The sequence below is a fragment of the Nocardia sp. NPDC047654 genome, assembly GCF_043205035.1.
Classification (GTDB): Bacteria; Actinomycetota; Actinomycetes; order Mycobacteriales; family Mycobacteriaceae; genus Nocardia.
The window spans coordinates 16,841-30,329 of sequence record NZ_JBIDDF010000006.1; the positions used below are offsets into that span (position 1 = coordinate 16,841).

14 protein-coding genes are annotated in these 13,489 nt (G+C 67.3%); 6 read left to right on the top strand and 8 right to left on the bottom strand.

Annotated features, from left to right (window positions below; all coding sequences use genetic code 11):
- Positions 1 to 82: 82 nt before the first annotated feature.
- Positions 83 to 826 carry a glucose 1-dehydrogenase gene (locus tag ACGF7Y_RS18525; protein ID WP_393235241.1) on the top strand — a complete coding sequence of 248 codons (744 nt, stop codon included), beginning with the start codon at positions 83 to 85 and terminating at the stop codon, positions 824 to 826.
- A gap of 1 nt (position 827) precedes the next feature.
- Here the strand turns inward: ACGF7Y_RS18525 and ACGF7Y_RS18530 are convergent, their stop codons facing one another.
- Positions 828 to 1,826, bottom strand: a complete 999-nt coding sequence (locus tag ACGF7Y_RS18530; RefSeq protein ID WP_393235244.1) for a YdcF family protein — start codon at positions 1,824 to 1,826, stop codon at positions 828 to 830.
- Between the two features lie 197 nt (positions 1,827 to 2,023).
- On the opposite strand from ACGF7Y_RS18530, the gene ACGF7Y_RS18535 reads away from it, so the two are divergent.
- A complete protein-coding gene (locus ACGF7Y_RS18535; RefSeq protein WP_393235246.1) occupies positions 2,024 to 3,214 on the top strand; it encodes a lipase family protein in 1,191 nt (396 codons plus the stop codon).
- Between the two features lie 83 nt (positions 3,215 to 3,297).
- Here ACGF7Y_RS18535 and ACGF7Y_RS18540 read toward each other — a convergent pair whose 3' ends face one another.
- A complete protein-coding gene (locus ACGF7Y_RS18540; RefSeq protein ID WP_040865672.1) occupies positions 3,298 to 3,549 on the bottom strand; it encodes a CsbD family protein in 252 nt (83 codons plus the stop codon).
- 243 nt (positions 3,550 to 3,792) lie between these two features.
- Between ACGF7Y_RS18540 and ACGF7Y_RS18545 the strand changes: the two genes are divergently transcribed.
- The 4 genes from ACGF7Y_RS18545 to ACGF7Y_RS18560 all read left to right on the top strand — a co-directional run bounded on the left by ACGF7Y_RS18545 (position 3,793) and on the right by ACGF7Y_RS18560 (position 6,882).
- A complete protein-coding gene (locus tag ACGF7Y_RS18545) occupies positions 3,793 to 4,188 on the top strand; it encodes a DUF6010 family protein (RefSeq protein WP_393235250.1) in 396 nt (131 codons plus the stop codon).
- A gap of 517 nt (positions 4,189 to 4,705) precedes the next feature.
- On the top strand, positions 4,706 to 5,614 hold the full coding sequence (locus tag ACGF7Y_RS18550) for an SGNH/GDSL hydrolase family protein (RefSeq protein WP_393235253.1): 909 nt from the start codon (positions 4,706 to 4,708) through the stop codon (positions 5,612 to 5,614).
- A 13-nt stretch (positions 5,615 to 5,627) separates the two neighbouring features.
- Positions 5,628 to 6,614 carry an acyltransferase family protein gene (locus ACGF7Y_RS18555; protein ID WP_393235257.1) on the top strand — a complete coding sequence of 329 codons (987 nt, stop codon included), beginning with the start codon at positions 5,628 to 5,630 and terminating at the stop codon, positions 6,612 to 6,614.
- On the top strand, positions 6,538 to 6,882 hold the full coding sequence (locus ACGF7Y_RS18560; protein WP_393235260.1) for an acyltransferase family protein: 345 nt from the start codon (positions 6,538 to 6,540) through the stop codon (positions 6,880 to 6,882). The genes ACGF7Y_RS18555 and ACGF7Y_RS18560 overlap by 77 nt, the downstream gene beginning before the upstream one ends.
- Here ACGF7Y_RS18560 and ACGF7Y_RS18565 read toward each other — a convergent pair.
- The 6 genes from ACGF7Y_RS18565 to ACGF7Y_RS18590 all read right to left on the bottom strand — a co-directional run bounded on the left by ACGF7Y_RS18565 (position 6,849) and on the right by ACGF7Y_RS18590 (position 13,477).
- A complete protein-coding gene (locus ACGF7Y_RS18565; protein ID WP_393235263.1) occupies positions 6,849 to 8,090 on the bottom strand; it encodes a serine hydrolase domain-containing protein in 1,242 nt (413 codons plus the stop codon). The two genes, ACGF7Y_RS18560 and ACGF7Y_RS18565, sit on opposite strands and share 34 nt — an antisense overlap.
- Positions 8,090 to 10,156 (bottom strand): hypothetical protein, encoded by a 2,067-nt coding sequence (locus ACGF7Y_RS18570; RefSeq protein WP_393235265.1) that lies wholly within the window; start codon positions 10,154 to 10,156, stop codon positions 8,090 to 8,092. Before ACGF7Y_RS18570 ends, ACGF7Y_RS18565 begins: the two co-directional genes overlap by 1 nt.
- An 11-nt stretch (positions 10,157 to 10,167) precedes the next feature.
- A complete protein-coding gene (locus ACGF7Y_RS18575; protein ID WP_393235740.1) occupies positions 10,168 to 11,166 on the bottom strand; it encodes a protein phosphatase 2C domain-containing protein in 999 nt (332 codons plus the stop codon).
- The gene (locus ACGF7Y_RS18580; protein ID WP_393235268.1) at positions 11,166 to 11,837 is read right to left on the bottom strand and encodes a hypothetical protein; all 672 of its coding nucleotides are present in this window, start codon (positions 11,835 to 11,837) and stop codon (positions 11,166 to 11,168) included. Before ACGF7Y_RS18580 ends, ACGF7Y_RS18575 begins: the two co-directional genes overlap by 1 nt.
- Positions 11,838 to 11,966: 129 nt before the next feature.
- Complete coding sequence (locus tag ACGF7Y_RS18585; RefSeq protein ID WP_393235271.1) at positions 11,967 to 12,134, bottom strand: hypothetical protein; 168 nt, start codon at positions 12,132 to 12,134, stop codon at positions 11,967 to 11,969.
- Positions 12,135 to 12,172: 38 nt separating this feature from the next.
- Complete coding sequence (locus ACGF7Y_RS18590; protein WP_393235274.1) at positions 12,173 to 13,477, bottom strand: hypothetical protein; 1,305 nt, start codon at positions 13,475 to 13,477, stop codon at positions 12,173 to 12,175.
- Between the last annotated feature and the right edge of the window lie 12 nt (positions 13,478 to 13,489).

A 13,489-nucleotide genomic window follows, 5' to 3' on the forward strand; every position in this document is an offset into this window, starting at 1 on the left:
GGGTTACTGTCGCGAGACGTGCCGACACCAGGCGCATTTCTGTAACGTGTTACAGATAATTCGAGAGACGGAGGTACCCCGGATGGGGCGGTTGACCGGCAAAGTGGCGTTGATCAGCGGCGGAGCGCGCGGCATGGGCGCGGCGCACGCCAGGGCCCTGGTCGCCGAGGACGCGCGCGTGGTGCTGGGCGACGTGCTCGACGACGAGGGCGCCGCGGTCGCCGCGGAACTCGGCGACAACGCCGCCTACGTCCACCTCGACGTGCGCGAGCCGGGCGACTGGCGCAAGGCCGTCGACGAGGCGGTACAGCGGTTCGGGTCACTGAGCGTCCTGGTGAACAACGCGGGCATCGTGAACGGCAACCTGCTCGTCGCGTTCGAGCTGGCCGAATGGCAGCGGATCATCGACATCAACCTCACCGGCACGTTCCTCGGCATGCAGGCCGCCACGCCCGCGATGATCGAGGCGGGCGGCGGCTCGATCGTCAACATCTCCTCCGTCGAGGGCATGCGCGGCAGCCCGGGCCTGCACGGCTACACGGCCACCAAGTTCGCCGTGCGGGGGCTCACCAAATCCACCGCGCTCGAGCTGGCGCAGTACAAGATCCGGGTGAATTCCGTGCATCCCGGCCTGATCCGCACTCCGATGACGGAGAACATCCCCGAGGACTTCCTGCAGATCCCGCTCGGTCGCGCCGCCGACCCGGCCGAGGTCTCCGCGCTGGTGACCTACCTGGCCAGCGACGAGTCGTCGTACTCCACCGGCGCCGAGTTCATCATCGACGGCGGTCTGACCGTGGGCGTTCCGCACAAGAGCTTCGGCTGAGTCATCGGCCGGTGGCCAGCAGCACGAGGGGTGGCAGCGCCACCGACGCGAGGCCCATGAGCACGTTGCTCCACTTGTAGGCCACCAGCAACGCGGCGAATTCGCGCAGGAAAGCGCTCGGCAGGTAGTAGAAGGCGGTCCTGGCGCCCGTTACCTCGGCATCGAGGCGGAGGCGGCGCGCCAGGATCGCCGTGCGCAGCACGTGGAAATTGCTCGTCACCAGCACCATGCGCGTGGTGGCGCCGCGCTCGCCGAGCAGCCGCTTGGTGAAGAGCAGATTCTCCTCGGTGGTTTCCGAGCGATCCTCCAGCACCACGTGGTCTTCGGGCACCCCATGGCGGATCAGGTAGTCCGCCATGGCCGACGCCTCGGAAACCTCCTCATCGGAACCCTTGCCGCCACTGGCGATCAACAGCGGGGCGCGTCCCGCATCGGCTTCGCCACGGTAGACCTCGATCGCGCGATCCAGGCGCGCGGCCAGCAACGGCGGCACCTCGCCGTCGACCAACCCGGCGCCGTGCACCACGATCGCGTCCATCTCGGGACGATAGGACAGCAGGCCGTAGCAGAGCGAATACAACAGGAACGCCGCGAAAAGGAACCCGACGTAGCTGATCGCCATCGTCAGCGAGGCCAGCAGCACTACCAGCCAGCGATTCTCGGTCACCAAGGCGAGAGCCAGCACCACATAGGGCACCAGCAGCCCGAAGCCGAGCCCGAGCGGCAGCAGATTCGGCAGACGCCACCCCTCTCGACGCACCAATTGCGCGCCGTTGGCGATCGACAACCCGGCGAGCACCAAGACCAGCAGCGGCGACAGGAGCACCAGCAGCGGTGCGAGCACCACCGGCAGATCCCCTTCGCCGACCCGGCCCACCGCCCACGCGCCGACGAACCCCGCCCCGAGGAGCAGGAAAACGCCGTGTCCCAGCCGCCTGCGGTCCCTGCCGAATCGCACCGCGAACACACCGAGCAGGACCACACCGACCAGCAGAAGCACCGGGCCACGGTAGCCGACCGGGGGACGGCGCGCCCCTGCGTCGACAGGCGGCGCGGCTACCTCGGCTTTTTCCGATCGTCCCCTACAGTGTGCAGGTCCGGGCATCGGTCAAAGCGACCGGCGGCCGGGAGCATTCGACTTCAGCACACCAGCGTTACGGAACAGCACGTCGTGATGAATGGGAGTCGTCGAAAACCATGCTTCGATTGGTCATCGCCACCGCCGCGGCCGCGCTCTGCGTGATCACACCGCAAGCCGCAGCGCAGCCGATCTATCCCGCACCTGATCCGGATCCGTTCTACGCCACCCCGGCCGGTCTGGATCGCGCCGCACCCGGCGATGTCCTCGCCGTACGGCAGATGCCCGCACTGCCCGTGTTCCCGGGCTCGACGGTCACGATGATCAAGTTCCGCTCCACCAACTCCGTCGGCGACCCGATCGCGGCCACCACTACCGTGCTGACTCCGCCGAATCCCATCCCGGGTAGGCCGCTGCTGTCCTACCAGCACATCATCAACGCACTCGGCACCCAGTGCTCGGTATCCCGGGTGCTCTACACCAGCGACCCCAACCTGGCAGTGCGCGAAGCACCCGCGCTCAACGGCCTGCTGCTGCGCGGCTGGTCGGTCGCTCTCCCTGATCATCTGGGCCCCACCAGCGCCTACGGCGCCGCGAAACTCGGCGGCATGATCACCCTGGACGGTCTGCGCGCCGCCCGGCGGGTCGAGGGACTGGGACTGGTGGACAGCCCGATCGCCCTACTCGGCTACTCCGGCGGCGGCATGGCGAGTTCGTGGGCGGCCGCGCTGGCGCCGACCTACGCGCCGGAACTGCCGCTGGCCGGGGTGGCGGCGGGCGGGGTGCCGATGAATCTGGTCAAGATGATCGAGGGTCTCGGCTACGCGCCGCACGCGGCATTCGGCCTCGCCTTCGCGGCGGCCCTCGGACTGGAGCGGGAATACCCGGCACGGCTGCCGGTGAGCGAGCAATTGAATTCGGTCGGATTGGCGGTCCGCAACAGGATCGCCGACAGTTGCACGAACGAGATCCTCCTGGCAGGCGCCGGGCGCGGCATCGTGGACGTCGCGGCCTCGAATTCGCTGGCCGACGACCCGCGCGCTCGCGGGGTGCTCGAGGAGAACAGTCTGGAACTCTACGACGGTATTCCGGCCGTGCCGCTCTACCAATGGCGCGCGGAGAACGACGCGCTGATCCCGGTGGAGTCGGTCGATGCCACGCTCGGGCGGTATTGCCGTGCGGGCGTGCGCGTGCAATACGAGAAATTCCTCAGCCCGGACCATTTGTCCGCCGCCCTACTCGGAATCCCGTCCGCGCTCGATTGGTTGGACGCGCGCCTGCACGACGTGCCCGCACCGAGTAATTGCTGAGGGCGGCCCGGTCGGCGGCAATGCACCGCCGACCGGGAACGGATCGCTCCGCCACACCGCCACATCGGATCTCGCGGCGGGAGCTAGACGTCCTTGCCGCTCTCGTACGCGTTCTGCCGCGCTTCGTCGAGATCCGCTTCCGCACGGGCCTTTTCGGCCTCGGCTTCCTTCTGTGCCGCGTCCCGCTGGGATTCGGCCTTGTCCTGCTGGGCGCGACCCTCTTTCTTCAGGTTCTCGTCACCGGTGACGACGCCAGCGGCTTCCTTCGCCTTCCCCTTGATGTCCTCGACGACACCCTCGACAGCTTCCCGGGGTCCGCTCTGATGCTCCGGCATCACATACCTCCCATTGATTAGTCGGCTGACATCCGCCGCATACCCGTCCCCGACGTCGTCAATCGTCCTGTGACTCCCACCACCTGCCACATCCACAACCGCCAGACGCCGTCATCCGACGGAGAGGACTGCGCCGTTTGGCGAGTTTCCGGTGAGACGTGGCTTGAATGCCACTGGGCGGCAACGGGCCTCGTCGATACATTCGATTCGCCGAAGGCCCTGCTCACAAGGAGTCCGCCGATCATGAGTTATGTCGCGCCGATACTGATCGGCGTCCTGTACGCGCTGGCCATGTCGGCGATTCCCGAGCCGCATCGCCGCCGTTTCAATGCCGTCATGGTCGCCGGCGCGGGAGCCGCGTACCTCAGCGGAGGCGGATTCGGCGGCTGGGAATTCGTCTGCACCGCAGCCGTCACCTACTGCGCCTACCGGGGACTGGAGTCCTGGACGTTCATCGGCATCGCCTGGCTCCTGCATACCGCCTGGGACCTGTTGCACCACTTCAAAGGCAATCCCATCATCCCGTTCGCGCACGACTCGTCCCTGGGCTGCGCGATCTGCGATCCGGTGATCGCCGCCTGGTGCCTCTACGGCGGACCCTCACTGTTCCGTCTGCGCGGCGAGGCCGCCATTTCCTGACCGGCCGATCAGTATCCGGAGCGCGGCTCGAAGCCGGGGTCGGGGAGAGAGGGCGGCTCGGCCGGCCGCGGCTGCACGGGTTTCGGCTGCGGCGCGGGCTGCGGGACCCGTACGACGGGGGCCTCCACCGGCGGCGGAGCAGCGGGTTCCGGTACGGCAGCTTCGGATGCGACGACCTCCGGCACGGCGGCTTCGGGCGCAGCGACTTCCGGCGGCCGGTTCGCGGCTTCCGAAACGATCGGCGGCGCGGGCTCCGCGACCGGCGCCGGATCCGTAACCGACGTCGGCGAGACAGCGCCGACAGGCGCAGGCTCGGACGGCTCGCCGCACCCACCGACCGCGAGGGCGGCGATTCCGGTCGCGATCAGCAATCGAAGGGATCCGAATCGGCTGGTGCGCACGGTGCCAGGCTATTCGCGCACCTCGTCGACGGCAGTCGTCCATTCGACCGACAGCGGCTGACGGCGCGGCGACGGGATACTGGATCCTCCTGTGTTATCGAAAGATTGGGTGTGCGATGAGGTCGCTCCGAGGGAGGTCGACGGTCACCGCGGTGCTCGCGGCGGTGTCGTTGGCCGTCCCGATCCCTGGCACGACCGCCGTGGCCGATCCGGCCGGCGGGACCGCCCTGGTCGTTCTGGGCGATTCGTTCACGGCGACCGCTCCCGTCCTGGGCCATGCCGACGACGGATGCACCCGTTCGCCCTCTTCCTGGCCGAACCAACTCGCGGCGGCGACACAGCTGTCCGGGACGGCCCAATTCCTCGACGTATCCTGCAACGGTGGCACGATCGACACCGGCAACGGCTGGACTCTTGTGCATCAGGCACGGAAGGCGTTCGCGCAGGGTGGTTTCGGGCCCGACACCCGGGTCGTACTGATCCAAGCGGGACTGAACGACGTGTGGGGCAACTCGACCGGAACGGCGTTCCCCTCGACCGACTGTCTACTCAATATCGTGGCCGGGTGCGGGTTCGACGCCGCCGATCAGAACCGGCTGCCCGACTACCGCGCGGTGACCGGCTCCGGTTACGCCGATCGGGTACGCGAGGTCGTCACGTTCGTGCGTTACTACGCGCCGAAGGCCAGGGTGGCACTCGTGGGGTATCCGGAAGTGTTCCCGCCGGGACAGTCGACCGCGTGCATGGATCTCGCTGTGGCCGGACGGGTCGTCCAGCCGCGCGCGGAAGGCTATATCACGTACCTCGATCGAGTCCAGGACGCGCAGCGGACGGCCGCGGGGCTGTTGGGGATCGAGTTCGTCGACGTGCGCGCCGTCACCGCGGGGCACGCCAGTTGTTCGGACGATCCGTGGGTCAGCGGCCTTGCCGGCGCCGACTCACCGTTCGACGGCGCTCCGGTACATCCCAACGCGCGGGGCAACGGCGTCGTCGCCGACCGGATGCGACAGCAATTCGGGCTCTGAGCAGGCCTCGCCCATGCTGCCCGACCACCGTCCAAGCACCGAACTGCCCGCCCTCACCGGCGCTCGATGGTGGGCGGCCTTCGCGGTATTCGTATTGCACGCACTGGTATTCCTTCCGGTCTACCCCTTCCAGAAGTCACAGCTGTTCCGCACCATCCACGGCTTCGTTCCCATGCAATCGGGCGCGGCAGGGGTGACCTTCTTCTTCGTGCTGTCCGGCTTCGTCATCCACTGGTCGTGCCGCGACGGTAAGTCGGTCCGGCTGTTCTATCGCCGCCGGATCCTGAAGATCTACCCGACCCACCTGGTCGCCGCACTGGTATTCGTCGCCGCGGCGGGCGTACCGCTGGCCCGTCCGGTGGTGTGGGCGCCGAACATTCTGCTGGTGCACACCTGGGTGCCGAAGTGGACCACGCTGGGAGGGCTCAATGTGCCGTCCTGGTCGTTGTGTGCGGAACTGCTCTTCTACCTCAGTTTTCCCCTTGTCGCACCGGCTGTCGCCCGGATTCCGCGGCACAGACTGTGGTGGGCGGTCGCGGCGGTGCTCGTCCTGATCCTCGCCTTGCACACCGGCTTCTACCTCTGGGCCGACGGGCCCAAGGGAATCGCCAACACCTTCGCTCCGAGGCTGCTCCGGGGTGAGGTCTCCCCCGAGTTCGAAATCCACGCCTCACCACAATGGTTCGCGCAACGCGATATCCCGATTCCGCCGTCGTATTGGCTCAGCTACCTTTTCCCGGCATCGCGACTGCCCGAGTTCTACTTGGGAGTCCTCGCCGCTCGCCTGGTCGCCGAAGGGCTGTGGCGCAACACCCGGCCGGCCATGCCGCTGACGGCGCTCGCGCTCGGCTACGCCGCCACCTGGTTCGTTCCGGTGAACTACAAGATGTCGGCGCTGCTGGTGGGACCGATGGCGGGCGGTGGTGGCCACCCTGGCGACCCGCGACCTCGCGGGCGTCTCCGGTCTCAACGCCCGCCGCCCACTGATCTGGCTCGGTGACATCTCCTACGCGTTCTACATGATCCAGTTCCCGGTCATGGTGATCATCACCCGGCTGTTCATCGGCGGCCGGCGATACTCGATCGGCGGCTGGGCGATGTGGGCGACGGTCACTCTCATGGCATCCATCCTTGCCGCGGCAGCGATCTATCACGGCATAGACAAGCCGATCATGAACCGTTTCGCCGGACGATCGGCCCGCGAACGCAGACACTCGGCCATCGCGACGCCGAGTCATCCACCGATCAGCGCGCGGACGAAGCCGTAGGCGATCTCGTTCGCGGGCCTTCCACCGGCGGGCCCGTCGCGCAACGTGCACAGCACGATGATGGTGATGTCCGTGACGGGGTCGTAACCCATGAACGTCTGAAAACCCGGAATGGCCCCGTCGTGGCCCATCATCGGCCCGAACGACTCCAGCCCGAGACCGTAATGGATGCCCGCCGGATCGCTCCGGTTCAGCGGAGCCGCACTGTCGAGGCGCTGTCGCTGGAGCGGGGACCCGAGCAATTCGTCGCTGCCGACCAGCTTCCGGACGTAGGCGGCCAGGTCTTCCGCGGTCGAGATCACCGCTCCCGCGGCCCCGATCCACGAAGGATCGAGATTCGTCACATCGGTCGGCAGCAAGGTGCCCGCTCGGGCTGCCAGGACTTCGTCGTCCGGCAACCGCGGCGACGCGAGCGCCTCGACGTTGGTGCCGTACAGGTATCCATGCGGTGACGGCGCGGGCAGTGACACGTCACCGGCGGCCGGAAAGGACGTCTTCGCCAAGCCGAGCGGGCGGAAGATCCGATCCATGAGCAACGAGCGGATATCCTCCCCGGTGATCTGCTCGAGCAGCGACGCCAACAGGATCGTATTCGTATTCGAATAGCGGAACTCCGCGTCGGGTTCGAAATACGGCGGCGACGAGAAACCCAGCCGCAAGAGCTCTTCGGGCTCCCATGTGCGCCCGGGATCCTCGTCCATCGCTCGCGCGAGCCGCGGCGCCTCGTTGTAGCTGAACAACCCGCTGCGCATGTTCAGCAGCTCGGTGATCGTGATCTGCGCGCCGTTCGGAACGCCCGGCCGGTACTTCGACACCGGATCGTCCAGTGCCAGCTCGCCTTCCCGGACCAGTTGCAGTGCGACGGTGCCGACCATCGTCTTCGTAGTCGAACCGACCCGGAAGAAATCGTCCACCGTGATCGGGTCTTCCTGCCCGACGGTCCGCGTCCCGAACGCCTGACGCCAGACGGTGTCCGGTGTGCGCACGTAGACCACCGCGCCGGGAACGAGCATCGAATCGAGAACGCCGCGCACGATCGGCTCCAGCCTCCGGCCGAGGGCAGTCGATTCACTCGGTCCTGCGGGCGACTCGTGCTCGCCCGACTCGGTTCCGCTGCCCGCGACGACAACGGTCGCGTACGCGACGACCACTGCCACACCGAGCCGTGACCAGCGCGTTCTCCCCTTGTGGATGGTGTGTATCGGCATCAGTCACCGACCACGGACAGTGTGCCGTCGGTGAAATTCGTGACATAGACGTTTCTGGTGGCGGGATCGACGACGACACCGTGCGGGCGGGCCCCGACCCGGATCGAATTGCCGGCCTTGCCGGTCCGGGTGTCGATCGAAGAAATGGTGTTGCCCGTACGCGCGTCATCGAGACCGTGGTTGGTGACGTACACCGTCCGCCCGGGTTGATCCACCGCCACACCGACCGGCCCGAGCCCCACGCGCAGCGTCGCGGTGACCGCGCGGGTTCGGATGTCGATCACCGAGACGGTGCCATCGGCGTGATTGGTGACGTACGCGGTTCGCGTATCGGCGTCGATCGCCACACCCCACGGCTGGTTCCCGACATTGATGGTGGCGACCACGGCCGACGCGACGGGGTCGATGACCGACACCGTGTGATCGACCGCGCCGGGCGGGCCCGCGTTGGCGACGAAGACGCCGCGCGTACCGGGGTCCACGGCCACGCCATAGGGATGGCTGCCGACCGGGATCGTCGCGGTGACCACCCTGGATCCGGTGTCGATCACCGACACCGTGTTCGCCTCGAAGTTCGTGACGAAGGCGGTGTGCGCGGCGGAGTCGACGGCGATGCCGTACGGCCCCGCCCCGACCGCGATACTTCCGACCACTGCCCGGCTACGCGTATTGATCAGGGATACCGAGCCGCTTCCGGCATTGGTGACATAGGCGATGCCCGCTGCCGCGTCGATCGCGACCGCAGCCGGTTTCACCATGCCCGACGCGGTGACCGACGCGGCGGCGGACGTCCGGGTATTGATCACCGAGACCGAGTTGCCCGCGCTGTTGGTGACGAACACGCTTTCGGTGTTCGGGTCGACCGCGACGCCCCATGGTTGCGCCCCCACCGCGATCGTCGAAGTCACCGTCGCCGGAATCGCCGCCACGGCCGGCCCCCGGTTGCCTGCCGGGCTCGGATTGTTGCCGCCCGACGTCTTGCTGGTCAGCAAGCCGACGATGACGAGAACGACGGCTATCCCGGCGATCACTTTCACGCGGGTCGAGACGCGCTGGTAGAACGGGCGGCGGCTAGTGGGCCGAGGCGGAGCCGCCGGCGCGGGTGGTAGTACCGCCGCACCGGCCCCGCCGGTGGGGGCCGGGCCGCGCCATGGTGGTGTGCGCGTTGTTCGTGGTGGTGGCGATGGCGTTCGGGTCGTCGCGTGGGTGGCCGCGTCGGTGAGCGCCGCAAGCCAGTCCGCCGGGCGGGGCCGCTGCCCCGGCGTAGCGGACAGGGCCGCGTCGACCAGCACCCGGACCGGACGCGGCACGGCGGCGGGCAACCGGTGCGGATCGCGGGTGCTCTGGTCTCCGGCCAGCAGCCGCAGGACGAGCAACCCGAACTTATAGGCATCCGATCGGGCGGTCGCCAGTTCCTCTCCTGGATTGATCACCCGGACCTCCCAGTCCGGGGTCTCGACCTGCGCGGACACCGACCGGGAGCGCAGTCGCATGGCATCGCAGTCGATGAAGTACACCTTCCGGTCCGGCTGCAACGAGAACAGCAGGTTCTTCGGCGACAGGTCACCGACCGCGATGTGGTGGCGATGCAGAATCGTCAGCGCCTCTGCGGCGTCCGCCAGCAATTCGTAACGGTGCCGTTCGGTCAAGGGGATGCCCCGCCTCGCGAGGAAGGCGTCACCGTTGAGCAGGTGCTGGAACTCCGCGGTCTTCGACTGCACCGCCGAGGACATGGTCATCTTGATGAAGAACTCGTCCGGGATCGCGGGCATCACGAACCCGGTCACCTGCGTGGAGCTGTCCGCCTCCACCAGCCGGCACGGCCACGCCACCCGGGAGAGCAGATCCATGCCCTCGGCGAAGGGCAGCGATTCCAGATAGGCAGGCATCTCGTCCAGCACGTCGACCGAGACGCTGGGCAGCACAGCGGGTTTGTACTCCTTGTACACCACCGCCTTCGCGTATCTCATCCGCGCACCGGGCGCGCTGTAGACCACCCCTTGACCGCCGGAAGCCAGTTTGGTCAAAGGGCCCAGCTGACCGACCTTCACTCGCTGCTGTGTCACTGCCCGTCCCGTCAGTTCTCCCTCGGCCAGATGGCCACCAATGTGCGGTCGTCGTCGAAGGTCTCCCGCGAGAAATCCAGGGCGTGCGCGAATTCCAGCTGCGACGGCACTCGACCGGCGAGCACCGAGGCGAACAACGCGCCGACTTCGCCGTCGCCGCTCCCGAGCGGATCCCCGAATCCGTCGGTCCCCACCAGCAGCACCTGACCCGGCTCGACGATCACCGAGATGGGCTCGACTTCGTTCGGAACCCTCGGCAGCCCGCTCACCGCGGATGACGTCAACCCGGAGCCGGAAGCCGGCTTACCGCCGAGCACCGGAATGAAACTCGCGCCCGAGAGCAACCACACACCGGAGTCACCGACCCCGGCCAGGGTCGCCGACAACCCGCCGTCGGCGTGCTGCTCGCACACCACACACGTCAGTGTGGTCGCCAGCGCCTGCTCGGCTTGCTCGGCATCCGCTTGCGGCAGCGACAGGACGGCAGCCGCCCGCTCGGTCAACATCCACGCGGTGCTCTGGAACAGCGAGTGCCAGCCGATGTCGCCGAGCTCCTGCGCGGGCTGCTCTTCCAGCCACTGCGTGGCGTAGCGCACGGCGGTGGTCGAGCCGATGTGCGAATGCCGCGCCGCCGACACTCCGTCGGCTACGGCCACGATCAGTCGCTCCCGATCCGGCGCGGCGGTGACGGCGAAATCGTCCTGGCGCGGAGCACCGTTGTACCGGTGCAGGTATCCGCGCACCGATGCCGCGCGGATCGTGAAGGGGCCGCGCGACCATCCGTCGATCATGGTGTCCGCGCGGTACGGCGTTCTGCCGTATTCGTCGCCGACGGCTTTCGGCTCGAACGCCGGTGTGGGAGCACCGACGACGATCGGCGCGCTCGACAACCGGCTGGGTAGGGCCGAGGCGCTTTGCTCGGTTGCCGGTTCCGGATTCGCGACATCAATCGTGTCCGCCGGCGAGGAGTCGTCCGGCACGTGCTTGTCTCGCTTGCTCAGAAAGCGCATCACACCGTGTCCACCGCGAGCGAGACGAAGTTGTCCGGCTTCTCCACCTGAAGCGTCGCCTGGCCCGTCGCCAACGCCTGGCCCGAATTGATCACCGATTGCGTCAGCGCGGTGATGAATTTCGAGATCGCGACGCCTGTGTCGGTCCCAGCGGCGGTGATGAACGCGTACTTCGGGTTCGTGGCGACCCGCCTGATAACGTTGGCGTCGGCCTGCCGGATGCCGAACGCGAGAATGTTGGGACGCGCCGCGAAACTTGTCAAACGCGCGTGTTCGCTCTCCCAGCCGTCTCCCGGATTCGGCGCGCCGTCGGTGAGGAAGAACACCGCAGGCCGGTTCACCAGATAGCCGTCGGATTTCAGCGCGGTGATATCGCGCGGTATCCGATCGGTCAATTCGGCGAATGCCGCCGCGAACGACGTCGAACCACGAGCCCGCAGTTCCGGCATGGCGTCCAGATGCCGCAGATCGGTGGGCTCCAGGTAGCAGACCGCGGTGTCGGAGAACCCCAGCACGCAGAAACGTACCTTCGCCGCGGCCATGGATTCACCCTGCAAGGTGTCGAGCAGGCTGGTCAGGCCCGTGTTCAGATCCGCTACGTCGTCGACCATCGAATACGATTCGTCCGCGACGAAATACACCGGAAGAATCGTCGCCTTCGGTTCACTCATTCGGTGCCACTCCCTTTCACCTGCCACCCGGGCGTGCCAATGCTACCTTTTCCTACGAGAATTCACTGTCGGCCGTTCAACCGACAAACACGTTCGGCGCCGACAATTTTTCGCACGCGCCGCCGATCGTCACAGGTCGAGCCATCCGACGAGAATCAGCACCGCGACTGCGACGGCTATACCGATACCACCGATCCCCATCACGATGTCGCTATTCGTGAGATACCCGATCGCCGGCGCGAGCAGGCCGATACCACCGGTATAGGAAACAATGACGTGACCGTACTCGGCCGGCACCAGAAATGCGATGAGTCCGACAACGCCCTTTTCTCACGTCACCGGTCACGCAGGGCGGAAACGGTGACGAGGACCAGAGACAGCCCGATGGCCACGGCGATGCTCCAAGCGAATGCGCGCGCGCTCGGATCTGTGAGCACAGCGGCGCCGCTGAAGGTGACGGCGAAGGGTAGGAGCAGAAACGAGATGACAGCGATGGTGGTCTGATTGCGGCGATCGCGGTCCTCGGACACCCGATGACGCTCCTCGCTGCGGCGCCTGCGTGCCTGCGCTTCGGCGATCGCCTCGTCTTCCAGTCGAGCGCGACGGGCTTGCAGATACCGGGAGATGTCGTCCAGGTCCGCCACGACCTGCGCGTAGAGGTCGGTCATCCGATGCTGGTTCTGGAAGGCGCGCAGCACGTCCGCGACTTGCGCCCCACGCTCGGAGATGTTGTTCCACCACAGCTTCGCGCGGGTGTCGAGGATCTCGGCTTCCAGCGACTCGACCGGCCCCGCGCCGGTGCGGTCGACCCGGATGTCCGCGATCCGATCCGCGATGCGGTGCAAGGCGTTCAGTTGCAGTGAGCCGAGCAGAACGGCGTCCACATGGATCGACCGCACGTAAGCGCGTGCGACGGGGTGGAATTCGGTGGCGTCGGTCGATGTCAGTGCCGTGTAGGTCACGCCGTCGCGCAGAATCAACGCGCGCCAATCCCCCGACAGATGGACGACGTCAGCGAAGATCCGGGGATCGCCGGGGTCGGGCAGGCCGTCCGCCACCGACGTGCCAGACGCCAGAAACCACTGCCATCGCTGCAACGTGGACCAGGAACCGAGTGCCGCCGGATCGGAAATCGGCTCCGGCATCGGATCGTTCGTCCAGCAGAGGTGGGTGACGACGCGAGGCCTCCCGGACTCGAACGATACGACGTCGACAAGGCTGGACAACCATCGGCGGCCCTCCCCTCGCACCTCGGTGAGTTCGGACAACACGTCGACCGGCTGCTTCGACAGCTCCACGTGCGCGACGGCGTAACCGCCTTCTTCGCCCAACAGCAATTCCCAGCCGTGGACGATCGCACCCCGCCGGTCCGGCGGCTCACCGGTCGGCCGTCTGTGCCAACGGCCGGTGGCCGCCACCGAGTCCACCGCGCCGTACAGCGCGTCGTGCACGCGAGCCGAGAAGTACGCGGTCCGAGCGGTTCGGTCGGCGACCACCGCTTCGCCCCCACGGCCGACCGCGGCACCGGCACTCGGGATCGGCACCGGGAGCGGGCCGGGGAACCAGCCACAAGCCGATGGCATTCGATCGGCCTTCCAACGCACCCGAAAGATCAGGCACGCGAACACGTCAGCGGCCACGATTTCTCCTGA

What these genes read in the sequence shown, in the direction of transcription:
- ACGF7Y_RS18525 (WP_393235241.1), top strand. Translation starts at nt 83, where the DNA reads ATGGGGCGGTTGACCGGCAAAGTGGCGTTGATCAGCGGCGGAGCGCGC.
- ACGF7Y_RS18535 (WP_393235246.1), top strand. Translation starts at nt 2,024, where the DNA reads ATGCTTCGATTGGTCATCGCCACCGCCGCGGCCGCGCTCTGCGTGATC.
- ACGF7Y_RS18540 (WP_040865672.1), bottom strand. Translation starts at nt 3,549, where the DNA reads ATGCCGGAGCATCAGAGCGGACCCCGGGAAGCTGTCGAGGGTGTCGTC.
- ACGF7Y_RS18545 (WP_393235250.1), top strand. Translation starts at nt 3,793, where the DNA reads ATGAGTTATGTCGCGCCGATACTGATCGGCGTCCTGTACGCGCTGGCC.
- ACGF7Y_RS18550 (WP_393235253.1), top strand. Translation starts at nt 4,706, where the DNA reads ATGAGGTCGCTCCGAGGGAGGTCGACGGTCACCGCGGTGCTCGCGGCG.
- ACGF7Y_RS18555 (WP_393235257.1), top strand. Translation starts at nt 5,628, where the DNA reads ATGCTGCCCGACCACCGTCCAAGCACCGAACTGCCCGCCCTCACCGGC.
- ACGF7Y_RS18565 (WP_393235263.1), bottom strand. Translation starts at nt 8,090, where the DNA reads ATGCCGATACACACCATCCACAAGGGGAGAACGCGCTGGTCACGGCTC.
- ACGF7Y_RS18575 (WP_393235740.1), bottom strand. Translation starts at nt 11,166, where the DNA reads ATGCGCTTTCTGAGCAAGCGAGACAAGCACGTGCCGGACGACTCCTCG.
- ACGF7Y_RS18580 (WP_393235268.1), bottom strand. Translation starts at nt 11,837, where the DNA reads ATGAGTGAACCGAAGGCGACGATTCTTCCGGTGTATTTCGTCGCGGAC.